The 25,019-nt window shown below is 45.2% G+C and carries 19 protein-coding genes and 2 tRNA genes; 16 read left to right on the top strand and 5 right to left on the bottom strand.

The window, feature by feature from the left end; all coding sequences use genetic code 11:
* Nucleotides 1-103 precede the first annotated feature (103 nt).
* Entirely contained in the window at nt 104-1,399 is a 1,296-nt protein-coding gene (hemL, locus tag KIV41_RS10660; protein WP_009707535.1) for a glutamate-1-semialdehyde 2,1-aminomutase, read from the bottom strand.
* A 246-nt stretch (nt 1,400-1,645) separates the two neighbouring features.
* Between hemL and erpA the strand changes: the two genes are divergently transcribed.
* The 3 genes from erpA (at nt 1,646) to KIV41_RS10645 (ending at nt 6,361) form a co-directional block, all read left to right on the top strand.
* A complete protein-coding gene (gene erpA / locus KIV41_RS10655; protein WP_005439421.1) occupies nt 1,646-1,987 on the top strand; it encodes an iron-sulfur cluster insertion protein ErpA in 342 nt (113 codons plus the stop codon).
* A gap of 114 nt (nt 1,988-2,101) precedes the next feature.
* Nucleotides 2,102-3,217: an efflux RND transporter periplasmic adaptor subunit gene (locus KIV41_RS10650; RefSeq protein WP_285336350.1), complete on the top strand. Its 1,116-nt coding sequence runs from the start codon at nt 2,102-2,104 to the stop codon at nt 3,215-3,217.
* 9 nt (nt 3,218-3,226) lie between these two features.
* Nucleotides 3,227-6,361 (top strand): efflux RND transporter permease subunit, encoded by a 3,135-nt coding sequence (locus KIV41_RS10645; RefSeq protein ID WP_285336349.1) that lies wholly within the window; start codon nt 3,227-3,229, stop codon nt 6,359-6,361.
* A 38-nt stretch (nt 6,362-6,399) separates the two neighbouring features.
* Here the strand turns inward: KIV41_RS10645 and KIV41_RS10640 are convergent, their stop codons facing one another.
* The gene (locus tag KIV41_RS10640; RefSeq protein ID WP_088880413.1) at nt 6,400-7,692 is read right to left on the bottom strand and encodes a peptidoglycan DD-metalloendopeptidase family protein; all 1,293 of its coding nucleotides are present in this window, start codon (nt 7,690-7,692) and stop codon (nt 6,400-6,402) included.
* Between the two features lie 129 nt (nt 7,693-7,821).
* Here KIV41_RS10640 and tyrS point away from each other — a divergent pair, with 129 nt between their 5' ends.
* Nucleotides 7,822-9,009, top strand: coding sequence for a tyrosine--tRNA ligase (gene tyrS, locus KIV41_RS10635; protein ID WP_285336347.1), 1,188 nt, complete (start codon nt 7,822-7,824; stop codon nt 9,007-9,009).
* Nucleotides 9,010-9,432: 423 nt separating this feature from the next.
* Nucleotides 9,433-10,278: a magnesium transporter gene (locus tag KIV41_RS10630; RefSeq protein WP_285336346.1), complete on the top strand. Its 846-nt coding sequence runs from the start codon at nt 9,433-9,435 to the stop codon at nt 10,276-10,278.
* Here the strand turns inward: KIV41_RS10630 and dacB are convergent.
* Nucleotides 10,257-11,681: a serine-type D-Ala-D-Ala carboxypeptidase gene (gene dacB / locus KIV41_RS10625; RefSeq protein ID WP_285336345.1), complete on the bottom strand. Its 1,425-nt coding sequence runs from the start codon at nt 11,679-11,681 to the stop codon at nt 10,257-10,259. The two genes, KIV41_RS10630 and dacB, sit on opposite strands and share 22 nt — an antisense overlap.
* A gap of 113 nt (nt 11,682-11,794) precedes the next feature.
* Nucleotides 11,795-12,793, bottom strand: coding sequence for a porin (locus tag KIV41_RS10620; protein WP_045393930.1), 999 nt, complete (start codon nt 12,791-12,793; stop codon nt 11,795-11,797).
* Between the two features lie 536 nt (nt 12,794-13,329).
* Between KIV41_RS10620 and greA the strand changes: the two genes are divergently transcribed.
* Nucleotides 13,330-13,803: a transcription elongation factor GreA gene (gene greA, locus KIV41_RS10615; protein ID WP_010450086.1), complete on the top strand. Its 474-nt coding sequence runs from the start codon at nt 13,330-13,332 to the stop codon at nt 13,801-13,803.
* 66 nt (nt 13,804-13,869) lie between these two features.
* Here greA and yhbY read toward each other — a convergent pair whose 3' ends face one another.
* Nucleotides 13,870-14,166, bottom strand: coding sequence for a ribosome assembly RNA-binding protein YhbY (gene yhbY, locus KIV41_RS10610; RefSeq protein WP_010450084.1), 297 nt, complete (start codon nt 14,164-14,166; stop codon nt 13,870-13,872).
* A gap of 138 nt (nt 14,167-14,304) precedes the next feature.
* Between yhbY and rlmE the strand changes: the two genes are divergently transcribed.
* The 10 genes from rlmE (at nt 14,305) to infB (ending at nt 24,995) form a co-directional block, all read left to right on the top strand.
* Nucleotides 14,305-14,934, top strand: a complete 630-nt coding sequence (rlmE, locus tag KIV41_RS10605; RefSeq protein ID WP_010450082.1) for a 23S rRNA (uridine(2552)-2'-O)-methyltransferase RlmE — start codon at nt 14,305-14,307, stop codon at nt 14,932-14,934.
* A 108-nt stretch (nt 14,935-15,042) separates the two neighbouring features.
* On the top strand, nt 15,043-17,022 hold the full coding sequence (gene ftsH, locus KIV41_RS10600) for an ATP-dependent zinc metalloprotease FtsH (RefSeq protein ID WP_285336342.1): 1,980 nt from the start codon (nt 15,043-15,045) through the stop codon (nt 17,020-17,022).
* 69 nt (nt 17,023-17,091) lie between these two features.
* The gene (gene folP, locus KIV41_RS10595) at nt 17,092-17,922 is read left to right on the top strand and encodes a dihydropteroate synthase (RefSeq protein ID WP_285336340.1); all 831 of its coding nucleotides are present in this window, start codon (nt 17,092-17,094) and stop codon (nt 17,920-17,922) included.
* Between the two features lie 19 nt (nt 17,923-17,941).
* On the top strand, nt 17,942-19,282 hold the full coding sequence (glmM, locus tag KIV41_RS10590; protein WP_010450075.1) for a phosphoglucosamine mutase: 1,341 nt from the start codon (nt 17,942-17,944) through the stop codon (nt 19,280-19,282).
* Nucleotides 19,283-19,505: 223 nt separating this feature from the next.
* Nucleotides 19,506-19,847, top strand: a complete 342-nt coding sequence (gene secG, locus KIV41_RS10585; protein WP_010450072.1) for a preprotein translocase subunit SecG — start codon at nt 19,506-19,508, stop codon at nt 19,845-19,847.
* Nucleotides 19,848-19,864: 17 nt separating this feature from the next.
* Nucleotides 19,865-19,948: transfer RNA gene (locus tag KIV41_RS10580), tRNA-Leu, on the top strand.
* A 56-nt stretch (nt 19,949-20,004) separates the two neighbouring features.
* A tRNA-Met gene (locus KIV41_RS10575) sits at nt 20,005-20,081 on the top strand.
* 228 nt (nt 20,082-20,309) lie between these two features.
* Complete coding sequence (gene rimP, locus KIV41_RS10570; protein ID WP_005530330.1) at nt 20,310-20,765, top strand: ribosome maturation factor RimP; 456 nt, start codon at nt 20,310-20,312, stop codon at nt 20,763-20,765.
* A 36-nt stretch (nt 20,766-20,801) separates the two neighbouring features.
* On the top strand, nt 20,802-22,289 hold the full coding sequence (gene nusA, locus KIV41_RS10565) for a transcription termination factor NusA (protein ID WP_045393938.1): 1,488 nt from the start codon (nt 20,802-20,804) through the stop codon (nt 22,287-22,289).
* Between the two features lie 21 nt (nt 22,290-22,310).
* A complete protein-coding gene (infB, locus tag KIV41_RS10560; protein ID WP_285336337.1) occupies nt 22,311-24,995 on the top strand; it encodes a translation initiation factor IF-2 in 2,685 nt (894 codons plus the stop codon).
* The last annotated feature ends 24 nt before the right edge of the window (nt 24,996-25,019 follow it).

The following is a 25,019-nucleotide window of genomic DNA, read 5'->3' as shown; positions in this document are numbered from 1 at the left end:
GGCGTACTCGCTATTCTCGTGATTTTTAATTGGCAAGCATAGCTCAGACAATAAAAAAGGACCCTGAAGGTCCTTTTTTGCTTTTGGTGTGCGAGTAAAAAGCTTACTTCGCTTCTTCTGCTAGAATCGCGAAACAGCGATCTGCTGCTTCTAGTGTTGCGTCGATTTCTTTTGAACCATGAGCAAGAGAAGTAAAGCTTGCTTCGAATGCTGATGGTGCAAGGTATACACCGTGTTTTAGCATTAGGTGGAAGAAACGTTTGAAGCGCTCAACGTCGCACTTAGTCACGTCTTCGTAGCACGTTACGGTTTCTTGGTCAGTGAAGAAGAAGCCGAACATGCCGCCCACTTGGTTTACTACCATTGGGATACCGTGTTTCTCAGCAAGTGCTTTGAAGCCTTCAGCAAGCTGTTTTGTTTTCGCCGCAAGACGTTTCTCGTTGCCTTCTTCTTTTAGAAGGTTCAAACATGCAAAGCCCGCTGCCATCGCCACAGGGTTACCTGAAAGCGTACCTGCCTGATAAACAGGACCTGTCGGTGCTACGTATTGCATCACTTCTTTACGACCACCGAAAGCGCCCACTGGCATGCCGCCACCGATCACTTTACCTAGAGTCGTTAGGTCTGGTTTGATGTTGTAGTGTGCTTGCGCGCCGCCTAGAGCAACACGGAAACCTGTCATTACTTCATCAAAAATCAGTAGCGCGCCTTCTTGGTCACAGATTTCACGAAGACCTTCGTGGAAGCCTTCTACTGGTGGGATACAGTTCATGTTGCCCGCAACTGGCTCAACGATGATACATGCGATTTCGCCTTTGTTTGCTGCGAATAGTTCACGTACTGAATCTAGGTCGTTGAATGTTGCTGTTAGCGTGTGCTTAGCAAAATCTGCAGGAACGCCAGGAGAGCTTGGTTGACCTAAAGTTAGTGCGCCAGAGCCCGCTTTTACTAGCAAGCTGTCAGCGTGGCCGTGGTAACAACCTTCAAATTTCATGATCTTGTCACGACCAGTGAAGCCACGAGCTAGACGGATAGCACTCATGGTCGCTTCTGTACCAGAGCTCACCATGCGGATTTGTTCCATTGATGGCACTAGCTCAGATACAAGCTCAGCCATCGCAATTTCCATCTCAGTTGGTGCACCGAAACTTAGGCCGCGTTGTGCTGCATCGATAACCGCTTCACGGATTACTGCGTGGTTATGACCTAGAATCATAGGACCCCAAGAGCCAACGTAATCAATGTACGCTTTACCATCGGCATCAAAAATCAGGGCACCGTCTGCTCGTTCGATAAATAGCGGAGAACCGCCAACGCCGTTGAATGCACGAACTGGTGAGTTCACACCGCCAGGAATGGTTTGCTGAGCCTTTTGATATAGCTCTGATGATTTGGTCATGGGGTTATCCTCTTTTGATTGCTCGGACCAAGTGGAGCGCATTGTACCTAGCTAAACTCAAGTTAGAAACGTTTTGGGTAATTTATGTGTAGTCTGGCGTTGTAATCTTACATATCAGCATCGGATATAAAGAATCGGCGGTGAATACTTGAACGAGTTGGTCAGGTATTGGATAATCGCTCTAATTAGCACAAATTTGACGTCTTGCTTCAGGCTTGACGCATTACACGAGTGAGAGAGGTCTTCGTGAGCGAAGTAAACGTACCATTATCTTTTTCTGATGCCGCGGCATCTCGCGTTCAAACGTTGATTGCGGAAGAAGAAAACCCAGCGCTGAAATTACGCGTATACATTACTGGTGGCGGCTGTAGTGGTTTCCAATACGGCTTCACATTTGATGAAAACGTAAATGAAGGCGACACAACAATCGTAAACAGTGGTGTAACACTGGTTGTAGACCCAATGAGCCTGCAATACCTAATCGGTGGCGTGGTTGATTACACAGAAGGTTTAGAAGGAGCTCGCTTCTTCGTCAATAACCCAAATGCGACGACAACTTGTGGTTGTGGTGCATCATTCAGTGTTTAATTAACACGACAACAGGCAGCCAATTGGCTGCCTGAGTTTTACGTAGCAGGAAGTCACGTAAACGCACTCCCAGTTCCAAAGAGAGCTGAGAGCTAAAAATAAAAAGGACTTTGTATGTCTGGATCTTCTTTTGGACGTCGTATTGTAGAGCGTCCATGGCTAGTCTCTCTAACGCTTGTGATCGCTTTAGCTGCTTGGCTCGCAATGGGTCAACTTAAAGCACAAGACGAAACGGTTTCTCCTTCAAACACTCAAGCTGAAGACACACCTGTTGCTAAGGTGATGTTCAACTCTTTTACCGCCCAACCAACCAGCAAAACCATTGAACTGTACGGTCGCACCGCGCCAAATCGACAAGCTCGTCTAGGGGCTGAAGTCGCAGGTAAGATCATCAGTTTGAATGTGCAAAAAGGGCAAAGCGTGAAACAAGGGCAGGTGATTGCCAATATTGATGAGCGTGACCTCGATATTCAGCTTAAACGCGCCAAAGCGATGCTGCGTGTTAAAGAAAAAGAGTTTAAAGCTGCAGAGTCTCTGAAAAATCGAGGCTTACAGGGGGAGGTTGCGTTTGCCACAGCACAAGCTGCACTGGTTGATGCACGAGCGAATTTAAGCAATGTTGAAACGGCTCTTAAAAACACCAAAGTAAGAGCGCCTTTCGATGGCATTCTTGACCATAGATTCGTTGAAGTTGGTGACTTTGTTGGTGTGGGCGATCCGATTGCCACCGTTATTGACCTTGAAAGGTTAGTCATCGAAGCGGACGTTAGCGAGCGTCATATTCAGTATTTAAAAGAAGGCCAAGTTGCTGACGTTCGTACTATCAACAACGTTCACCACCAAGGCACAATTCGTTATATCGGACGTGTGTCTTCGACTTCAACCAATACGTTCCCAATAGAGATTGAAATTGATAACCGTGAGAGTGCAATGCCGGCGGGGATCAGTGCTGAAGTCGTGTTGTCTTTGAGCGAAGTGTTGGCCGTAAAAGTGACCGCAGCCATGCTCGCGCTCGACGAAGAAGGCAACCTTGGCATCAAGACACTACGCGATCAACATGTCCATTTTGTTCCTATTCAACTTGTGAAAGCCGAAAAAGATGGCGTTTGGTTGTCTGGATTAGGCGACCAAGTGGACATCATTGTGCTCGGACAAGGTTTTGCGCGTGATGGTGATTTAGTGATGGCGACCAAAGTGGATGACGCCATTGAAGCCGTGAACCAGCAATAAGGAGGCAATATGTTTGCTTTGATTGATGCTGCGTTATCGCGTGCACGTACGATGTTAACTTTGCTAGTGATGATTCTTATTGCTGGCGTGATTACCTACATTACGATTCCTAAAGAATCGAGCCCAGACATTACAATCCCAATCATTTATGTGTCAGTAGGGCACCAAGGTATTTCTCCAACAGATGCGGAGCGCTTATTGGTTCGTCCAATAGAGCAAGAGCTGCGTTCTATCGAAGGGGTAAAAGAGATGACCTCGGTGGCCTCTGAAGGGCATGCCTCAGTGACGCTGGAATTTAGTGTTGGTGTTGACCTAGCTGAGGCCATGGCTGATGTGCGTGATGCGGTTGATCTCGCTAAGCCCAAACTGCCAGCAGATAGCGATGAGCCAACAGTAAACGAGGTAACATTTGCTTCTGAGGAGCCGGTTCTCACACTGGTTTTGTATGGCACGGTTCCTGAGCGCACCACAGTGCAGATTGCTCGTGCACTGCGTGACAAGCTAGAAAGCTATCGTCAGGTATTGGAAGTTGATATTGCCGGTGATCGTGAAGACATCGTTGAGATCGTGGTCGATCCGCTATTGATGGAAAGTTACGGTTTGGATCAAGCCGATATCTACAATTTGATTGCTTTAAACAACCGAGTGGTTGCTGCCGGCTTTGTCGATACGGGTTATGGTCGCTTCTCGGTTAAAGTCCCTTCCGTATTTGATTCTCTAAAAGACGTATTAGAGTTGCCGATCAAGGTTAATGGCAAAGAGGTGATCACTTTTGGTGATGTTGCGACAGTGCGCCGAGCCTTCCGTGACCCTGAAAGCTTTGCTCGCTTGGATGGTGATCCGGCAGTCGTATTGAATGTTAAAAAACGTGCGGGCGAAAACATTATCGAAACGGTTGAACTCGTTAAGCAAGTCCTGGTTGAAGCTCAAAAGCGAGCGGATTGGCCAAATAACCTGCAAGTTAAGTATACGTGGGATCAGTCTGACGATGTCAAGCTGATGCTTAGTGATCTACAAAACAATATCCTTTCCGCGATTATCTTAGTGGTTATCGTCATTATCGCGATACTTGGTGTGCGAACCGCTCTCTTGGTAGGCATTTCCATTCCTGGCTCATTCCTTACGGGCTTATTGGTGCTTTCGGTATTTGGCTTAACGGTCAACATTGTCGTGCTCTTCGCGCTGATCATGGCAGTCGGTATGCTGGTGGATGGTGCTATCGTGGTGACCGAATTTGCTGATAGGCGTATGCAAGAAGGTACGCCACGTAAAGAAGCATATCGAGACGCGGCAAAACGGATGGCTTGGCCTATTACGGCATCTACTGCGACTACTCTTGCTGCGTTTGCTCCGCTATTGTTCTGGCCGGACATTACGGGCGAGTTCATGAAGTACTTGCCATTAACCTTGATTGCGACGTTAACAGCTTCGTTAATGATGGCGCTGCTGTTCGTGCCGGTCATTGGTGGAATTATTGGTAAGCCACAAGTGGTTAACCCTAAAAGCCAGCAAGAGATGATTGATCTACATAATGGCGAGTTTGATAAGGCCACCGGTATTACCAAGCTTTACTATCAAACGCTCTCGGTCGCTATCAAGCATCCACTGAAAGTTCTATTCAGTGCCATACTACTCGCTGGTGGTGTCGGCTTTACTTATAACAAAGCGGGACTAGGGGCGGAGTTCTTCCCAGAAGTGGATCCCGCTTTCTTTACTGTCAAAGTGCGTTCTTATGGTGATTTGTCGATCAATGAGAAAGACATCGTAATGAAAGAGATTGAGAAAGTAATGTTAGGGCATGATGAGTTTGAAAGTGTCTACACGCGCACAGGCTCCGATTCAAATGACGGTGATGAGATTGGTCAAATTCAGATTACCCCTGTTGACTGGCAATATCGCCGTAAAGTGAAAGACATCATTGAAGAACTCAAACAAACCACTAACCAATTCTCTGGCGTAGAGCTGGAGTACAAATTTCCCGATGCCGGACCACCAGTTGAGCATGATCTCGTGATTGAAATGTCGGCACAAAACTCAAGCATTGACCAATTAGACAGTGCCGCAAAAATGGTTCGTTACTGGGCTGATCGTAACCCTGCGCTAACTAACTTGAGTGATACCACTAATAAAGAAGGGATTGATTGGCAGATTGATATCCGCAGGGACGATGCTTCTCGCTTTGCCGCTGATGCGACTTTGGTTGGTAATACCGTCCAGTTTGTTACTAACGGTTTGAAGATTGGTGATTATCTGCCCGATGATGCCAATGAAGAAGTCGATATCTTAGTGCGTTATCCACAAGATAAGCGGGATATCGGACGTTTTGATCAGCTGCGAGTAAAAACGGCAGCGGGCTTAGTACCGATCACTAACTTTGCGCAGATTAAACCGGATCATAAGCAGGATACGATTCGTCGTGTTGATGGACGCCGAGTGGTAAATATCAAAGCGGATATGGTTGAGGGGTATAACCTCGCACTGGAGCTGCCAAAGATAACGGCGGAAGTGGCACAATTGGGGTTACCTGCTGGGATTGAGTTTAAAATTCGTGGGCAAAACGAAGAGCAAGAGAACTCTTCCGCTTTCTTGCAAAGTGCCTTTATGGTTGCTCTTGGTGTGATGGCGCTTATTTTGATTACTCAGTTTAATAGCTTCTATCAAGCTTTCTTAATCCTAAGTGCTGTGCTGTTCTCTACCGTCGGTGTGTTTGTTGGGCTGCTGATTTTCCAAAAGCCATTCGGCATTATTATGTCCGGTATTGGAGTGATCGCGCTGGCTGGGATAGTGGTGAACAACAACATCGTACTGATTGATACTTATAACCAAATGCGCAAGCGTGGGTTAGAAAAATCAGACGCGATTTTGCGTACCGGCGTACAACGTCTGCGCCCAGTGCTATTGACCACGGTAACAACGATACTTGGCTTGTTGCCGATGGTATTAGAGATGAACATCGATTTGGTGAACCAGAAAATAGAATTTGGTGCACCGAGCACGCAGTGGTGGTCGCAATTAGCCACTGCAGTCGCTGGTGGTTTGGCTTTTGCGACTGTGTTGACCTTGGTGCTGACACCGTGTCTGTTGATGCTTGGTCGTGAACACAATATTGATGAACCTGACCCTAAAACAAAAGAGGCAGCTTAGGCTGCCTCTTAGTTATTGTTCAATTTAAATCGTTTTAATTACTTCATTGCGAGCAATTTACTGTAGCGATCTAGTTTGGCCATGCTGATTTTTGCATTCGCCATAAAGGTTTGCTTTGCTTTGCCGGTTAGCGATTTGGACTGTGGTAATTTAACCGTTCTCGCATTCTTATGAACGCCATTGACTAAAAACTCATAGTGTAAGTGCGGACCAGTTACTCGACCTGTCCCACCCAAGGTGCCGATAGTTTGTCCTTGTTTAACACGTTGGCCTGTTTTTACCATTCTCTTAGTTAAGTGTAAGTACTTGGTAATGTAAGTATTACTGTGCTTAATAAAGACATAGTTACCGTTGAACTTATTATAAGCAGACTTCTGTACGACACCGTCACCAGCTGCCCAAATTGGCGTACCCACCGGAGCAGCATAGTCTGTACCTCGGTGAGGGCGGACTTTGCCAGTCACAGGGTGTAAACGGCGAGGGTTGAAGTTTGATGTTACACGACGAAAATCCAAAGGAGCACGCAAGAAAGCTTTCTTCATGGCGCGGCCGTTCTCATCGTAGTATTTCCCCGTTTTCTCATCCAAAATAGCGGTAAATTTATCGCCTTGGTTGTGGAATATTGCTGCGATGATTTTGCCACGTCCAATCACTTCACCTTCAACCACCTCTTCTTGATAAAGTACGCGAAAAGTGTCGTTTTTACGAATGTCCAAAGCAAAGTCGATGTCCCAACCAAAGATCCCAGCCAGCTCCATAATCTGGTTAGCATTTAAACCCGAAGAAATGCCAGCATTCCAGAAGTTAGATTTGATGGTCGCTTCAGCGTAGTTGTATTGGTAATCGACTTCTTTTTTATCAACTTGAGAGATGTATTTGCCACCCTCAGACTTAATTCTAAATGTCTCGAATGCGTTGAGTGTGCGTTTTAGCTGAACAAAATCATTGTTCTCATCAAAACCAAACTTAAGCTCGTCTCCTGGACGAAGGCGGGTAAGCTGATTTTTGATCTCTTTATTAGTCGTAATCAGGTCGTGGAGAAGACGAGGTGATAAGCCGATACGATTGAATAGCACCGCAGCACTCTCACCATCTTTCACCGTATGTGTTTCCCATCTTAGCACTGAAGGAAGTGAACTAAGGGATGGGTTAGATAAGTTTGTTGGTAGAGAAAGGGGGACAGGGTAATGCTGGCCGATTTCTAATCGGCTTTGCTCTGGTGCTAGGTCTTGAGGATCGGGTAAAAAAAACAGTGCAACAACAATGAGAGCACTAAAAACACCGATCAATACTTTGTGCAAGAGTGGAAGTCGGACAAAAAATGAATGCATGAGTATTGGATAACTGATTTAAACGTAAAAAATGACAACTACCTAGTCTAACGTGTTTCAAAATGCATCGCTATTCAAGTAAGATGTCCAGCTATTAACTTTTTGCCAAATCTGTGGGAGTGAACAAGAATGGCGAGCATTGAAGCTGCATTAGCCGAGATTAAGCGCGGTGTTGAAGAGCTGATTCCAGAAGAAGAGCTGATCGCAAAACTAAAAGAAGGTCGTCCTCTACGTATTAAATTGGGCGCCGATCCAACAGCACCTGACATTCACCTAGGCCATACGGTTATTTTCAATAAGCTTCGCTTGTTCCAAGAACTAGGTCATGAAGTGACATTCCTTATCGGTGACTTCACTGCGATGGTTGGTGACCCAACAGGTAAGAACACAACTCGTCCACCACTAAGTCGTGAAGACGTTCTACGCAACGCTGAAACGTACAAAGAGCAAGTGTTCAAAATCCTAGATCCAGCTAAGACAAAAATTCAGTTCAACTCTGAGTGGCTATCTGAGCTTGGCGCAGAAGGCATGATTCGTCTTGCCGCGAACCAAACTGTTGCTCGTATGCTAGAACGTGACGACTTTAAAAAGCGTTACGCTGGTGGTCAACCAATCGCTATCCACGAGTTCATGTACCCGCTACTTCAAGGCTGGGACTCAGTAGCAATGGAAACGGACGTTGAACTTGGTGGTACTGACCAAAAATTCAACCTGCTAATGGGGCGTGAGCTGCAAAAATCTCACGGTCAAAAACCTCAAGTTGTACTGATGATGCCGCTTCTAGTTGGTTTAGACGGCGAGAAGAAGATGTCTAAATCTTCAGGCAACTACATTGGTATCAGCGAAGCACCAAGCGAAATGTTTGGTAAGATCATGTCTATCTCTGACGATCTAATGTGGAGCTACTACGAGCTACTGTCTTTCCGTCCATTGGAAGAAATTGCACAGTTCAAAGCTGACGTGGAAGCTGGTAAGAACCCTCGCGATATCAAAGTACTGCTAGCAAAAGAAATCATTGCTCGTTTCCATAGTGAAGCGGATGCCGATGCGGCAGAGCAAGAATTCGTGAACCGTTTTGCTAAGAACCAAATTCCAGATGAAATGCCTGAGTTTGATTTTGAAGCGGGTACACCAGTAGCAAACCTACTGAAAGAAGCCGGTCTATGTGTTTCAACTTCTGAAGCAATGCGCATGGTTAAACAAGGCGCAGCTAAGATTGAAGGCGAGAAAGTTGCTGATGCGAAGTTTGCACCTGAAGCAGGCACTTACGTATTCCAAGTTGGTAAACGTAAATTCGCACGAATTACTATTAAGTAATCAATAACTGTTCAAAATGAAAGCGCCTACTGGGCGCTTTTTTTGTATGAAAATTTGGTGAATTAGCCTGAGATGAACTGTAAAAGTGACTCGTTTTTGCTACTATACGCGCGCTGCTAGATGAGCAGCTTTATCGGAGATTTACATGAACAATACCGACCATCCTCCCAGTTGCTGGGTGAGTAAGATTAAGGGAGCGAAATAACCCGCTTCGGTATTGGCGATCTCCGCCTTACCTGAGTGGTGAGGCATCTTTTCTAATTTTTCCTTCTTGTTATTTCCCTTCATAAATTCTGAATAGACAGTGCTTTTGCATTGATGTTTTCGTGCACCCAGTGTTTCTAATACACGTAATGGAGTGTGCCAAAGGCTATTTGCGCGCGTTGTCGATGGTCGTTACCAATGCCAATCGGGAGATTCGCCATGACGGTAATGAACAACACTTTTATTGAAACAACACCAAACTTCTCAGAAGTAGAAATTGGTGCCGCTCGTAATGCTTTTTTGCGATACGAGCAAGAGCAACAACTGCATTTACTCACTGTTATGCCTATTGATGAGGCGGTAGGTATTTTGCAGCATTGCTCGGTAGGTTATGTGAATAGCCTTATCGCTCAACTTGAACAAGCAGGGCATGACAAACGTGCGCGTCACTATGCTCACCAGTTAGGTTTGCATATGTCTGAAGTTGATACACCTGACGGATATCTTTCCACGAGCGTATTAGGGCATGTGAAGCAGCGTATTGGCTGGATCATTGCACTTGCGTTGCTCGGAATTGTGTCTGGTTTAATCATAGCGCAGTATGAAGACACCTTGAGCCAGCTCGTTTTACTTGCGGTGTACATGCCAGTGATTGCTGCTGCGGGTGGTAATACGGGGACACAAGCTGCAACCTTGGTCATTCGTGCTCTTGCAACAGGGGAGCTTAAGAAGCGCCAATGGTTAGAAGTTTTATGGAAAGAAAGCCGCGTAGCGCTATTTATTGCATTAGCGATCGCCGTTGTGATGGTGGGGCGTATTATGCTTTTTAGCAACGGGCAGTCAACGGGCGGCTTTGCGCTAGAAGATATCGCATTGGCTATTGCAGTTGCACTATTTATTCAGGTGACTATTTCTACCACACTTGGCGGTTTGCTACCTATTATTGCTCGAGCTTTTAAACTGGACCCTGCCGTATTGGTGAGTCCAGTATTAGCATCGATTGTCGATATATCAGGGATGTGGATCTACTTTACCGTGGTGAACTACTTCTTGGGTATTGCCTGACTGAAGCTCACAATGTCTTGGTAGAACAGTTTTTCAAAACGGGTGATAGGGGCGATGACAGGTTTGTTATCGTCCCTTTTTTCTGGGAAGTAATCCGACACAAACTGAACAAACAAGGTGTTTGGCTTGCCGTTTTTATCAAGTCCATAGCCCGCCATATTATACGTCCCGTAAAGCGAACCACTTTTCGCGATTAATTGCCCTTTTATTGGTGCCTTACGCATGCTCTGTCTGTATTTCAAAGTGCCCGATTCACCGGATTTGGGCATGATTGCAATCAGGTTTAGCTCTTTATCATGCTTCCATATGTAACGAAGGATGTCTGCCATTGATGCGGCTGAGATACGGTTATTACGCGATAAACCAGAGCCATCTTCGAGCTGTGCATTTTTTATATCAATAGAAGTATTGGCAAATATGATTTGCTTGATCGCTTCGGTGCCATTTCTAAAACTGCCAGGCTGAATATAAAAATGGTGGCCTAGAGTTTTAGTTAAAGTATCTGCAATTAGGTTGTCTGAGCGCTTTAACATTTCTTCAAGCAAGGCTGGCAAAGCTTTAGAGTGGTGGCTGGCAATAAACTTCGTGTTGATGCCATTTTGGGGAGCTCCAATCAATACTTGCCCGTGGAGCTTAATTCCTTTTTGGCGCAGTAATGTATAGACGACTCGACTGGTATACGCTCTAGGGTCTTGCACCGCAAATTTAAGTGGCAGCGGTTTATCACGTTTAACTAGGCACCCTTTGAGCTCGTATTGGTTTGAGGAGTGTGCAATAAGGTCTAAGTCACAATGTTTTGCTTTCTGACCCGACTTGCTAACGGTAATTGCTGAGGTTGAAACATGGATTGGTTGATGCTCTGGGACAAATACCCGCGTTTTACCATTGTCTTGAGTATAAATAGACGCCTGAACACAATTCTCATTTAATGTAATCGCACTGGCTGGGGCACTGTAACACACGCCTAGAATATCCCATGGCCAGCCTACGGCGCGGTCATAACCAACAAACATAGCGTCATCTAACCAGACATTTCCTTTAATTTCGGTAATACCGCTTTTTTTTAGTTGATCCAGCAGGTTACTTAAGTCTTTGCTTGTTAACGTGGGATCGCCACTAAATGACATGACAAGATCGTCATTAGCTTTGGAAAGGCTGGTGGTAAAGCTGAAGCTATCTCCGAGCTCTAACTTTGCCGCTAGTGCGGTGACGACTTTTAGGGTACTTGCTGGCGGAAACAGCTGAGAACTTGGTGCTGAGCCTAGCAGCTCAGTTTGATCACTCAATTTTTCAGCGACTAGGCTAAGGCGTACCCCATCAGGAAGTACCTCTTGATATGGGTATGCATGGACAATCATGCTGAAGCAATAAAAGAAAAAGCAAATTGGCCAATGTATACGCATGGTGATGATACTTTCTTGTGGTCGATGAGGAGAGTATATACTGAATTTGTGTGAATATCTGAATACAAAAATGCCCGCAATGTGCGGGCATTTCTTCAAGTCTAAAGACTCAATTAGAAGTCGTAGCGTAGACCTAGAGCTAGCTCGTCTTCAGAATCCATCTTAGATGCAACCGTGTTACCGCCAACTTTACCTAGTTTATCGCCAGAGTCGATTAGGTTGAAGTTGTATGATACGTAACCACGGAAGTTAGGCTTAAAGTAGTAAGATGCGTCGACAGCAACGTTGTTAGCAGAAGTTTCATCGTTAGTCTCTGCGTTGTTGTATGTCGTTGTAAATACAGTTTGACCAAGAGTGTAAGCACCCGCTAGTTCGTAACCTGTGTAGTCACCATCTTTCTTAGCTTTTTCGCCGTCAGTGAATACACCAGCGAAGTATAGGTCGCCCATTGTGTAAGACGCAGCAAGCATGTACTCGTTAGCTTCGTCTTGATCTGCGTAACCAGCACCTAGCTCAAGACCAGTTTCGCCTAGTGCGTAAATTGCAGATAGAGAGTAACCATCTTCACCGTTGTCTGTGTACTCAGTACCAGCAGTGTTTTCGATACGGTCCGCAAAACGGTAGCTTGCTTTAACAGCTAGGTTTTCGAATTGGCCTTTGTAAGAAACCATGTTGTCTGAACGATCAGCAACAGCTAGTTTATCTGCCGCAGAGTTACCGTGGTAAGCCATGATATCTGTGAAATCAGTGATAACGCCCAGTGCACCGTCGTTTTTACCGTAAGTGATCTCACCGAATGCGCCACCTAGACCAGCATACGCGTAACGAGTGTCTAGATTGCTGTTGCCATCTACGTCACCATTTTCAGCTGTAGTGAATTCGCCTTCCCAGAAACCAACACCGTATAGGTTGTCGTTGATCGCTTGAGTGCCAAGGAAGTTTAGACGGATGCGAGATTTATCTTCAGCTTTGCCATCTTTTAGAGATAGACGTGCTTCAGCGCGGCCACCCATCTCTAGAGAAGTGCCGTCTTGGTTGTAAAGTTCAGCTGCGTTAACGCCAGTTGCCATAGCTGCTGCAGATACAGAAAGAGCAATTAGAGTCTTTTTCATCTTATTTGTCCTAGTTAGCTGTCCATAATCATTGTTTTATGGGGGAGAGGTAATCTCTCACAAGTTATTGTTATGCGTATAGTTTCATTTATGAGAAAACTTCACTTTCGAAAACACTATGACGTAATAACTTGCCGGACATGTTTTACTGCTAAAGTTTCATTATGAGTTAGTAAAATGATATAAATTGAACTGATGAACACTGTTCGATTGCTGGTTTTTATAATTTAAGTTGTTGTATTTTATTGGATATGTCGTGGTTTGCTTGGTTCTGACATTGATTTGTTTTTATCTTTTTTGATGTTTTTGTGTGTGGCTAGCTAGCTGTTTTTCAATAATTTGAGATGTATCTCGAATCTAAGTTTGCTGCATTTAAGTGCATTACATCACGTTATTTCGACGGTTTTTAAATTAGGGTGATTTCACCCTAGAGTTTGTTTAAACTAGAAGAAATGCATCAATTAACTCACTACCTAATCTTTTAGATTGGGTAGGTTTTTTTTGTCCAAAGAACCCTTTGGCCTTGAGGTTATATAATGGAAAAAGTTCCAATGACACTGCGTGGTGAACAACTCCTACGCACAGAACTAGATCGTCTACTTAAGCTTCGCCCTCAAATTTCTGAAGCGATCGCAGAGGCTCGTGAACTAGGTGATTTAAAGGAAAATGCGGAGTATCACGCAGCACGCGAAGAGCAAGGCATCTGTGAAGCTCAGATTCGTGATATTGAGTACAAGCTGTCTGTTGCTCAAGTGATTGATGTAACGAAAATGGATAACACTGGTAAGGTTATCTTTGGTTCGACAGTTACCCTGATCGATTGTGATACAGAAGATGAGAAAACTTACCAAATCGTTGGTGATGACGAAGCGGATATCAAAGCGGGTCGTATTTCTATTAGTTCACCGATTGCCCGCGGCTTGATTGGTAAGATGGAAGGTGATGAAGTCGTGATTCAGACCCCTGGCGGTGCTAAAGACTTTGAAATCGACAGCGTAGAGTACGTCTAATACTGTTGTTTAAATACAAAAAAGGTCGCATTAAGCGACCTTTTTTTCTGAAGCTAAGAACTGAAATTACTTGCGTGGAATTTCGATCTTACGTTCTTCAGATTGACGGTATAGGACAAGTGTTTTACCAATAACTTGTACTTTTTCTGCGCCAGTTTCACGCACAATAGCATCAATGATTAGCTGCTTTGTTTCACGGTCTTCTGATGCAACTTTAATCTTGATCAGTTCGTGGTGGTTCAGAGCGATTTCAATTTCTGCTAGCACGGCTTCTGTAAGTCCATTTGCGCCCATTAGCACAACAGGTTTTAAACTGTGAGCCAGGCCTTTTAGGTGCTGCTTTTGTTTGGTGCTTAGGTTCATTACGCGGCCAATTTTCTTTAAAATAAGGGTTGAAAAAAGCTATTTTAACGCCATCTATTGCTGAAGACTATAATTTATTGAGTAATAGGTTGAGCCTATTAGAACAATAGCTCCTAATTACGCCTTGTTGGGATTAAAATGAGTAAACAAAAACATTCGGCTAGTTCTGGTCGTTGGTTGAAAGAACACTTTGATGATAAGTATGCAAATGAAGCTCGTAAGAAAGGCTACCGTTCACGTGCTTACTTCAAGATAGACGAGATCCAAACAAAAGATAAATTGTTGAAACCTGGGATGACTGTTGTCGATTTAGGCGCGGCTCCAGGCGGATGGTCTCAATATGCTGCTAAGATAATAGGTGAAGAAGGTCAAATCATCGCGTGTGACTTGCTACCTATGGATCCAATCGCTGGTGTAAGCTTCCTGCAGGGAGACTTTAGAGATGAGGCGGTCTTAGATGCTTTATTAGAACGAATCCAACCTTCGATGGTTGACGTAGTAATGTCTGATATGGCGCCTAATATTGCTGGTAACAACTCTGTAGATCAGCCGAGAGCTATGTATTTAGTTGAATTGGCTTTAGATATGTGTCGACAAGTTCTAGCACCTAATGGTAGCTTTGTCGTAAAGGTTTTCCAGGGTGAAGGCTTCGATCAATTTGTGAAAGAAGTCCGAGACATGTTTAAAGTCGTAAAAATCAGAAAACCAGACTCATCGCGAGCTCGCTCACGAGAGGTCTTTGTTGTAGCCACTGGTTACAAAGGTTAACTATTTCGCTCGTTTAGAGCATGGTTAACACTATAGCTACAGCTTATAAACTGTAGTACCCTACCTTTAATTACAATTAGTTATCGAGAGGCTGACACCTTGAGTGACATGGCAAAAAATTTAATTCTGTGGCTTGTTATCGCTGTCGTGTTGATGTCGGTATTCCAGAGCTTTGGCCCTGGAGAGAGCAATGGCAGAACCGTGGATTACACCACGTTTGTACAGGAAGTTGGCCAAGGCCAGATTCAAGAAGCAACTTTTAAAGACGGTGAAATTAGTTTCGTTCGTCGTGGCGGTGGTGCCAAAATGGTCACTTACATGCCAGTGTATGATCAGAAGCTTCTAGATGACCTAATTAACCAAAACGTGAAAGTGCAAGGTACGCCTCCTGAAGAGCAAAGCCTACTTGGCACAATTTTCATTTCTTGGTTCCCAATGATCTTACTGATTGGTGTATGGATTTTCTTCATGCGTCAAATGCAAGGCGGCGGCGGTAAAGGCGCTATGTCTTTCGGTAAGAGTAAAGCTCGCATGATGAGCGAAGAACAAATCAAGACAACTTTTGCGGATGTTGCAGGTTGTGACGAAGCAAAAGAAGACGTAAAAGAACTGGTGGACTACCTACGTGATCCAAGCCGCTTCCAGAAATTGGGCGGTAAGATTCCGACGGGTGTTCTAATGGTTGGTCCTCCTGGTACTGGTAAAACGCTATTAGCGAAAGCCATTGCAGGTGAAGCAAAAGTACCATTCTTTACTATCTCTGGTTCTGACTTCGTAGAAATGTTCGTTGGTGTTGGTGCATCTCGTGTGCGTGACATGTTTGAACAAGCGAAGAAAGCAGCACCTTGTATCATCTTCATCGATGAGATCGATGCGGTTGGTCGTCAACGTGGTGCAGGTGTTGGTGGTGGTCACGATGAACGTGAACAAACGCTAAACCAAATGCTTGTAGAGATGGATGGTTTTGAAGGCAACGAGGGTATCATTGTTATCGCTGCGACTAACCGTCCTGACGTACTTGATCCTGCGCTATTGCGTCCTGGCCGTTTTGACCGCCAAGTCGTTGTTGGTCTTCCAGACGTACGTGGTCGTGAGCAGATCCTAAAAGTTCACATGCGTAAAGTGCCTCTAGCGGGTGACGTAGAGCCTTCTCTAATCGCACGTGGTACTCCAGGCTTCTCTGGTGCTGACCTAGCAAACTTAGTAAACGAAGCTGCATTGTTTGCTGCGCGTGGTAACAAGCGCAACGTTTCTATGGTTGAGTTTGAACTGGCAAAAGACAAAATCATGATGGGTGCAGAGCGCCGTTCAATGGTGATGTCTGAAGAAGTGAAAGAGTCAACAGCATACCACGAAGCGGGTCACGCGATTGTTGGTCGTCTCGTTCCAGAACACGATCCAGTGTACAAAGTGTCTATCATTCCACGTGGTCGCGCGTTGGGTGTGACGATGTACCTACCAGAGCAAGACCGCGTGAGCATGTCTCGCCAACACCTAGAATCTATGGTCTCTAGCTTGTACGGTGGCCGTCTAGCGGAAGAGCTTATCTACGGTGCTGACAAAGTATCGACAGGTGCTTCTAACGATATCGAACGTGCAACAGACATTGCGCGTAAAATGGTAACGCAATGGGGCTTCTCTGAAAAACTTGGTCCGCTACTTTACGCGGAAGAAGAAGGTGAAGTGTTCCTAGGTCGTAGTGTGACTCAGACTAAACACATGTCTGATGACACGGCAAAACTTATTGATGATGAAGTTCGTAAGATCATCGACCGTAACTATGACCGTGCGAAGAAAATCTTGGAAGACAACATGGACATCATGCATGCGATGAAAGATGCGCTAATGAAGTATGAGACCATTGATGCTGGCCAGATTGAAGACTTGATGGAGCGTAAGACTGAGATTCGTGAACCTGCTGGTTGGGGTGATAAGCCTGCAAGCAAACCAGAAGACAACGATAAGCCTCAGGCTAAACCTGAAGCAAAAGTTGAAGAGAAGTCGGAAGAGTCTACAAAACCAGTAGAGCAACCTGCATCTCAAGAAGCGACTTCAAGCGAAGCGCCAGAAAAGAAAGACTCTGAATAAAGAGTAGCCTTTGATAATAAACCCCGAGTTAAGCTCGGGGTTTTTGTATATGTTGTGATTATTAAAGCTATGATTATTAAAGCAAACAGCAAATCTCTCGACCTTTCTCGTCCGCATGTTATGGCGATTCTCAATGTCACTCCTGACTCATTCTCTGATGGTGGTAAGTTCAACTCACTTGAACTTGCACTTGCTCAAGCTGAGAGAATGATTGCTGCTGGTGTCAGCATCATCGATATCGGTGGAGAGTCGACTCGCCCTGGAGCCCCGGATGTTTCACTAGAAGAAGAATTACAGCGTGTTGTCCCTGTGATCAAAGCGATCCGTGAAAAACATGATGTTTGGATTTCTATTGACACAAGTAAAGCCGAGGTAATGCATCAAGCCATTGAGGCCGGGGCAGACTTAATTAACGACGTGCGCGCACTTCAAGAGCCAGGGGCGTTAGAAGTGGCAGCGAAAGCAAACTTGCCAATTTGCTTGATGCACATGAAAGGCCAACCACGTACGATGCAGGCCAATCCTCAATACGATGATCTGATGGAAGATGTCGCGGCATTTCTCAAAGAGCGTATTGCAGCTTGCGAAGCGGTCGGTATTGATAAGTCACAACTTATTCTCGACCCAGGTTTTGGCTTTGGCAAAACAATTGAACACAATTATCATATGCTTGCTCATCTCGAGAAGTTTCACGAATTTGGTCTGCCAATTTTGGCTGGCATTTCACGTAAATCGATGATCTTTAAGTTGTTGGATAAACCCGCAGCTGAATGCACCAACGCTAGCGTGGTTTGTGCGACCATTGCGGCGATGAAAGGTGCTCAGATTATCCGAGTTCATGACTTCGAAGAAACCATTGAAGCAATGAAAGTTGTAGAGATGACGAAAAACAATATCTAAAAGAATTAAGGAACGTTATATGTCTGATAAAAGACGTTACTTTGGTACCGATGGTGTGCGTGGAAAAGTGGGTCAATACCCAATTACACCTGACTTTGTACTCAAGCTTGGCTGGGCGGCTGGTCGTGTATTAGCGAAACAAGGCACTAAAAAAGTTATTATTGGTAAAGATACGCGTATTTCTGGCTACATGCTTGAGTCTGCGTTAGAAGCGGGTCTTGCTGCGGCTGGTCTGAAAGCGACCTTTACCGGTCCAATGCCAACACCGGCAGTTGCTTATCTGACGCAAACCTTCCGAGCGGAAGCGGGTATCGTTATTTCAGCGTCACACAACCCATACTACGATAACGGCATCAAGTTTTTCTCATCTGAAGGTACTAAGCTTCCGGATGATATCGAATTGGCTATCGAAGCAGAGCTAGATAAAGACATTGAATGTGTGGAATCTGCCGAGCTTGGTAAAGCAACTCGCCTAAATGATGCAGCAGGTCGTTATATTGAATTTTGTAAGAGCACTTTCCCATCAGAGCTTAGTCTTGCCAATGTGAAGATCGTAGTTGACTGTGCACACGGCGCAACTTACCACATCGCTCCTAACGTATTCAAAGAGCTAGGTGCAGATGTTGTTGCAATGGGTGTGGAACCAAATGGTACTAACATCAATGATGAAGTCGGTGCGACAGACGTCCGTGCATTACAAAAACGTGTTGTAGAAGAGCAAGCTCATCTTGGCCTTGCGTTCGATGGTGATGGCGACCGAATCATCATGGTTGACCATTTAGGTAACAAGGTCGACGGTGACCAGATTGCTTATATCATCGCACGTGATGCGTTACGCCGAGGCGAACTAAAAGGCGGTGTGGTTGGTACACTAATGACCAACCTAGGCATGGAAAATGGTCTGAAGCAATTAGGTATTCCATTCGTGCGTGCAGCAGTCGGTGACCGTTATGTTATGGAGCGCTTGCTAGAAAAAGGGTGGAAGATCGGTGCAGAAAACTCTGGTCACGTGATTTTGCTGGACAAGGTTACGACCGGAGATGCTATCGTAGCTGCACTACAGGTGCTTGCTTCTATTGTTGGCAGTGAGATGTCACTACATGATTTGTCTCAAGGTATGACCTTGTACCCTCAAGTGCTAGAAAATGTACGTTTTGAAGGTGATAGCAATCCTCTCGAGGCTAGTGCCGTGCTTGATGCGGTGGCTGAAGTAGAATCTGAACTAGGTGAAAAAGGCCGTGTTCTTCTGCGTAAGTCAGGCACAGAGCCTTTACTAAGGGTGATGGTTGAAGGTGAAGATGCTGACTTAGTTCAGAGTTCTGCGTTAAAGATCGCTCAAGCAATCAAAGATAACTGCTAAGTTTTCTTAGGTTAATGTGGTGAATTAAGAGTAAGTTTTGCCCTTTTTTTGACCGCTTGGGCTTTTGCCATTGTTTTTTTGGCAATTTCCCCTTGTCAGCGTTGCTGGCTTTCGCTAGTATTGCTCGGCCTCCAGTCAGGAGGTCGCTAGCCTTGTTCGTAATGCTCATTGTTTGAACTTATGAACGGCGCTGGCTCAACAATTTGGAACATAGGTGGAAAAAATGTTTTCAGTTCTACTTGTGATTTACCTGTTGGCAGCGCTTGGTGTGATTGGCCTTGTGTTGATTCAACAAGGTAAAGGCGCAGATATGGGAGCCTCGTTCGGTGCTGGTGCTTCAAACACAGTGTTTGGTGCAAGCGGCTCAGGTAATTTCCTAACCCGAACAACTGCTATTTTAGCAACAGTATTCTTTATCGTTAGCTTGCTACTTGGTCGTATGTCTACACATAAGACAGAATCTCAATGGGTTGATCCAACACTAGGTCAACAACAAGTTGTAGAGCAAGTTAATGATGCAGCGAGTGAAGTTCCAGCACCAACTGGTGATGAAATTCCTCAATAAGCTGTAAGGTTTGTGTAGCCGAGATGGTGAAATTGGTAGACACGCTAGCATGAGGTGCTAGTGCCTTTGGTGTGAGGGTTCGAGTCCCTCTCTCGGCACCATAAATTTACAAACTTGTAAATCACTTGTTTGGCGGTATAATGCTCAGCAAGTCGGACGCGGGGTGGAGCAGCTTGGTAGCTCGTCGGGCTCATAACCCGAAGGTCGTCGGTTCAAATCCGGCCCCCGCAACCAATCTCTTCTTTCGTTGGAAAGAATGACTCGATTGGCAAGTTTGCACAGTGCTAACCACACTGTGAGTTAAGAAAAGCACTTTTTGCTATTCTTAACGTATCAGGGTCCAGCAGCATAAAACCCCGACTTTTCGGGGTTTTTTGTTATCTGAGTTTTTATAATTACTCAAATACTGCTTGGTTTTTTGATTGGGCTCTGAGCCCTTTTTTTGTTTCTGGAGTGGTTAAAATGACTGGTTTAGAAAGACAACTTACTGAAATGCTTGAAGCTCCAGTAGAGGCAACAGGCTACGAGTTAGTTGGATTAGAATTTATTCGTGCGGGTGCGCACTCAACGTTACGTATCTACATCGACCATGAAAATGGTATTAACGTAGATGCCTGTGCAGAAGTTAGCCATCAGGTAAGTGCGGTATTAGACGTTGAAGATCCAATTTCTGTTGCTTACAGCCTAGAAGTTTCTTCTCCAGGCTTAGAAAGACCACTTTTCAAAGCAGCACATTACGAGCAATTTATTGGTCACGAGGTCAGCATCGTATTGAAAATGGCTGTTGCAAACCGTCGTAAGTGGAAAGGCATTATCCACAGCGTAGATGGTGAGACAATTGCAGTTACTTGTGAGGGGCAACAAGAAGAGTTTGCTCTAAGTAACATTTCAAAAGCTAACCTGATCCCTAAATTTTAGTTCCCTAAAAAATTTGAAGCTTAGAGGCTAAATACAATGAGTAAAGAAATTTTAGCGGTAGCAGAAGCGGTATCGAATGAAAAAGCGGTACCTCGTGAGCGTATCTTTGAAGCTCTTGAGATTGCTCTAGCAACTTCTACAAAGAAAAAATACGAAATCGAAATCGATGTGCGTGTTGCCATTGACCGTAAAACGGGTGAGTTTGAAACATTCCGCCGTTGGTTGGTTGTTGATGAAGTTGAAAACCCAACAAAAGAAATCTCACTAGAAGCTGCACAATATGAAGATGCAGATCTTCAACTAGGTGATTTCGTAGAAGACGATATCCCTTCTGTTACATTCGACCGAATTACAACGCAAACTGCGAAGCAAGTTATTGTACAAAAAGTACGTGAAGCAGAGCGCGCACAGATCGTAGAACAGTTCATTGACAACGAAGGTGATCTTATCACTGGTGCTGTTAAGAAAGTAAACCGTGAGACGATCGTTCTTGACCTAGGTAATAACGCAGAAGCGGTTATTCTTCGTGATGACCAACTTCCTCGTGAAAACTTCCGTCCAGGTGACCGTGTTCGTGGTCTTCTTTACAAAGTTGCTCCAGAAGCCCGTGGTTTCCAACTTTTCATTACACGTTCTAAGCCAGAAATGTTGGCTGAACTGTTCCGTGTAGAAGTGCCAGAAATCGCTGAAGAAATCATTGAACTGAAAGGTGCTGCACGTGATCCAGGTTCTCGCGCTAAGATTGCTGTTAAAACAAACGACAAACGTATCGACCCTGTAGGTGCGTGTGTTGGTATGCGTGGTGCACGTGTACAAGCTGTATCTGGCGAACTAGGCGGTGAGCGTATCGATATCGTTCTTTGGGACGATAACCCAGCTCAATTCGTAATCAACGCAATGGCACCAGCTGATGTTGCTTCTATCATTGTTGATGAAGATGCACACTCAATGGACATCGCTGTTGAGGCAGACAACCTAGCACAAGCTATCGGTCGTAACGGTCAAAACGTACGTCTAGCATCTCAACTGACTGGTTGGGAACTAAACGTAATGACAGTGGCGGATCTTCAGAAGAAGCATGCTGAAGAGTCTCAAGCATCTATCGAAAACTTCATGAAGTACCTAGACATTGAAGAAGACTTCGCTCAACTGCTTGTTGAAGAAGGCTTCTCAACGCTAGAAGAAGTTGCGTACGTTCCAGTTAACGAACTACTAGAAGTTGATGGTCTGAACGAAGAACTTGTAGAAGAACTTCGTAGCCGTGCTAAAGACGCACTAACGACAATCGCTCTAGCGCAAGAAGAGTCATTTGAAGGTCTAGAGCCTGCTGAAGACCTACTAGGTCTTGAAGGCCTAGAGCGCGAAATGGCGTTTAAATTGGCAGCGAAAGGCGTGGCAACACTAGAAGACTTGGCTGACCAAGGTATCGATGATTTAGAAGGTATTGATGGCCTGACAGAAGAGCGTGCAGGTGAGCTTATTATGGCTGCGCGTAACATCTGTTGGTTCGGCGAAGAAGCATAATATCAGCAAGGAGGAAGCGGCATGACACAATTAACAGTTAAAGCACTGAGTGAAGAGATTGGTACTCCAGTCGACCGCTTAATGGAACAACTTGCTGACGCAGGCATGAACAAAGCGAGTTCTGACCATGTCTCGGATGAGGAGAAGCAGAAGCTTCTCTCTCACCTGAAGAAAGAGCACGGCGATACGTCGGGCGAATCTGAACCTACTAGACTGACGCTTCAACGTAAGACTCGTAGCACATTAAGTGTTGCAGCAGGTGGCGGCAAAAGTAAGGATGTTCAAGTAGAAGTGCGTAAGAAGCGCACATATGTGAAGCGCAGCACTATCGAAGACGACGCAAAACGTGAGGCTGAGGAAGCAGCAAAACGTGAAGCTGAAGAGCTTGCGAAGCGTGAGGCAGAAGAACAAGCCAAACGTGAAGCTGCAGAGAAAGCACAGCGCGAAGCCGAAGAAAAAGCAAAACGTGAAGCGGATGCAAAACGTGAAGCTGAAGAAAAGGCAAAACGCGCACAAGCTGAAAAGGCTAAGAAAGAAATGAATGCAAAAAATGCGGATGTTAATACGCAAGCGAAGAAAGAAGCTGACGAGCTAAAGCGTCGTCAGGAAGAAGAAGCCCAACGTAAAGCTGAGCAAGAAGCAGCTAAGCTTGTTGAAGAAGCTCGTAAACTTGCAGAAGAGAACGAAGCTCGTTGGTCTGAAGAAGAGTCTAAGAAGAAAGAACTTGAGAACTCTGATTACCATGTAACCACTTCTCGTTACGCTCGTGAAGCGGAAGATGCAGCTGACCGTAAAGAAGAAGGTGGTGCTCGTCGTAAGAAGAAGAAACCAGCGAAAGAAGATCAATCTCGCGGTGGTCGTAACCAACGTGGTGGTAAAGGCCGTAACAAAGGCAAACTTGCTAAGCCGACTTCAATGCAACACGGTTTCGACAAGTCTGCGACTGTAGCGAAACAAGACGTAGTGATTGGTGAGACAATCGTTCTTTCTGAACTTGCTAACAAGATGTCGGTTAAAGCGACAGAAGTTATCAAAGTAATGATGAAGATGGGCGCTATGGCGACTATCAACCAAGTGATCGACCAAGAAACAGCACAACTTGTTGCTGAAGAAATGGGTCACAAGGTAGTTCTTCGTAAAGAGAACGAACTGGAAGAAGCAGTACTATCTGATCGTGATACAAACGCAGAAGCAGTACCACGTGCTCCAGTTGTAACTATCATGGGTCACGTTGACCACGGTAAAACGTCAACACTTGACTACATTCGTCGTACACACGTTGCTTCAGGTGAAGCGGGTGGTATTACACAGCACATCGGTGCTTACCACGTTGAAACTGACAACGGTATGATCACGTTCCTTGATACTCCTGGACACGCAGCGTTTACTGCAATGCGTGCTCGCGGTGCTCAAGCGACAGATATCGTAGTTCTAGTAGTAGCTGCAGACGATGGCGTAATGCCACAAACAGTTGAAGCGATCCAGCACGCGAAAGCGGCAGGCGTTCCACTAATCGTTGCTGTGAACAAGATCGATAAAGAAGACGCGAACCCAGACAACGTTAAGAATGAGCTAGCTCAATACGACGTAATCCCTGAGGAATGGGGCGGTGAGAACATGTTCGTTCACATCTCTGCTAAACAGGGTACAAACATCGACGGTCTTCTAGAAGCAATCCTTCTTCAGTCTGAAGTTCTAGAACTTACAGCTGTAGCAGAAGGTATGGCGTCTGGTGTTGTTGTTGAATCTCGCCTAGATAAAGGTCGTGGTCCAGTAGCAACAGTACTAGTTCAATCTGGTACGCTAAACAAAGGCGACATCGTTCTTTGTGGTCAAGAATACGGCCGCGTTCGTGCGATGCGTGACGAACTAGGTAAAGAAATCACAGTAGCTGGTCCATCTATCCCTGTAGAGATCCTAGGTCTTTCAGGCGTACCTTCTTCAGGTGATGAAGCAACAGTAGTACGTGACGAGCGTAAAGCACGTGAAGTAGCGAACTACCGTGCTGGTAAGTTCCGTGAAGTGAAACTTGCTCGTCAGCAGAAATCTAAACTAGAGAACATGTTCTCTAACATGACGGCTGGTGAAGTTGCTGAGCTAAACGTAGTTCTTAAAGCAGACGTACAAGGTTCTGTGGAAGCGATTGCTGACTCACTACTGAAACTGTCTACTGACGAAGTGAAAGTAAACATCGTTGGTTCTGGTGTTGGTGGTATTACAGAAACTGATGCAGTTCTTGCAGAAGCTTCTAACGCAATCATCCTTGGCTTTAACGTACGTGCTGATGCATCTGCTCGTCGTGCGATTGAAGCTGCAAGCGTTGATCTACGTTACTACTCAATCATTTACCAATTGATTGACGAAGTTAAACAAGCAATGGGCGGTATGCTTGCTCCAGAATTCAAGCAAGAAATCATTGGTCTTGCTGAAGTACGTGACGTATTTAAGTCACCGAAACTGGGCGCAATCGCTGGTTGTATGGTTACTGAAGGTCTGATTAAGCGTAGCAACCCAATCCGCGTACTACGCGATAACGTTGTTATCTACGAAGGTGAACTAGAGTCACTACGTCGCTTTAAAGATGACGTTCAAGAAGTTAAGAATGGTTACGAGTGTGGTATCGGCGTTAAGAACTACAACGACGTTCGCGTAGGCGACCAGATCGAAGTATTCGAAATCGTTGAAATCAAACGTACTCTAGACTAATTGACTAAAATTACTAACCGTCTG

The organism is Vibrio sp. D401a (assembly GCF_030248515.1).
GTDB lineage: Bacteria > Pseudomonadota > Gammaproteobacteria > Enterobacterales > Vibrionaceae > Vibrio > Vibrio rotiferianus.
This window is presented reverse-complemented; position numbering and strand designations above follow the sequence as displayed.

Excerpts from the sequence above, each read along its gene's own strand:
- yhbY (WP_010450084.1), bottom strand. The coding sequence starts at position 14,166 with ATGAACCTAAGCACCAAACAAAAGCAGCACCTAAAAGGCCTGGCTCAC.
- KIV41_RS10645 (WP_285336349.1), top strand. The coding sequence starts at position 3,227 with ATGTTTGCTTTGATTGATGCTGCGTTATCGCGTGCACGTACGATGTTA.
- greA (WP_010450086.1), top strand. The coding sequence starts at position 13,330 with ATGGAAAAAGTTCCAATGACACTGCGTGGTGAACAACTCCTACGCACA.
- infB (WP_285336337.1), top strand. The coding sequence starts at position 22,311 with ATGACACAATTAACAGTTAAAGCACTGAGTGAAGAGATTGGTACTCCA.
- KIV41_RS10640 (WP_088880413.1), bottom strand. The coding sequence starts at position 7,692 with ATGCATTCATTTTTTGTCCGACTTCCACTCTTGCACAAAGTATTGATC.
- nusA (WP_045393938.1), top strand. The coding sequence starts at position 20,802 with ATGAGTAAAGAAATTTTAGCGGTAGCAGAAGCGGTATCGAATGAAAAA.
- KIV41_RS10620 (WP_045393930.1), bottom strand. The coding sequence starts at position 12,793 with ATGAAAAAGACTCTAATTGCTCTTTCTGTATCTGCAGCAGCTATGGCA.
- KIV41_RS10630 (WP_285336346.1), top strand. The coding sequence starts at position 9,433 with ATGACGGTAATGAACAACACTTTTATTGAAACAACACCAAACTTCTCA.
- secG (WP_010450072.1), top strand. The coding sequence starts at position 19,506 with ATGTTTTCAGTTCTACTTGTGATTTACCTGTTGGCAGCGCTTGGTGTG.
- KIV41_RS10650 (WP_285336350.1), top strand. The coding sequence starts at position 2,102 with ATGTCTGGATCTTCTTTTGGACGTCGTATTGTAGAGCGTCCATGGCTA.
- rlmE (WP_010450082.1), top strand. The coding sequence starts at position 14,305 with ATGAGTAAACAAAAACATTCGGCTAGTTCTGGTCGTTGGTTGAAAGAA.
- glmM (WP_010450075.1), top strand. The coding sequence starts at position 17,942 with ATGTCTGATAAAAGACGTTACTTTGGTACCGATGGTGTGCGTGGAAAA.
- folP (WP_285336340.1), top strand. The coding sequence starts at position 17,092 with ATGATTATTAAAGCAAACAGCAAATCTCTCGACCTTTCTCGTCCGCAT.
- ftsH (WP_285336342.1), top strand. The coding sequence starts at position 15,043 with ATGGCAAAAAATTTAATTCTGTGGCTTGTTATCGCTGTCGTGTTGATG.
- tyrS (WP_285336347.1), top strand. The coding sequence starts at position 7,822 with ATGGCGAGCATTGAAGCTGCATTAGCCGAGATTAAGCGCGGTGTTGAA.
- hemL (WP_009707535.1), bottom strand. The coding sequence starts at position 1,399 with ATGACCAAATCATCAGAGCTATATCAAAAGGCTCAGCAAACCATTCCT.
- dacB (WP_285336345.1), bottom strand. The coding sequence starts at position 11,681 with ATGCGTATACATTGGCCAATTTGCTTTTTCTTTTATTGCTTCAGCATG.
- rimP (WP_005530330.1), top strand. The coding sequence starts at position 20,310 with ATGACTGGTTTAGAAAGACAACTTACTGAAATGCTTGAAGCTCCAGTA.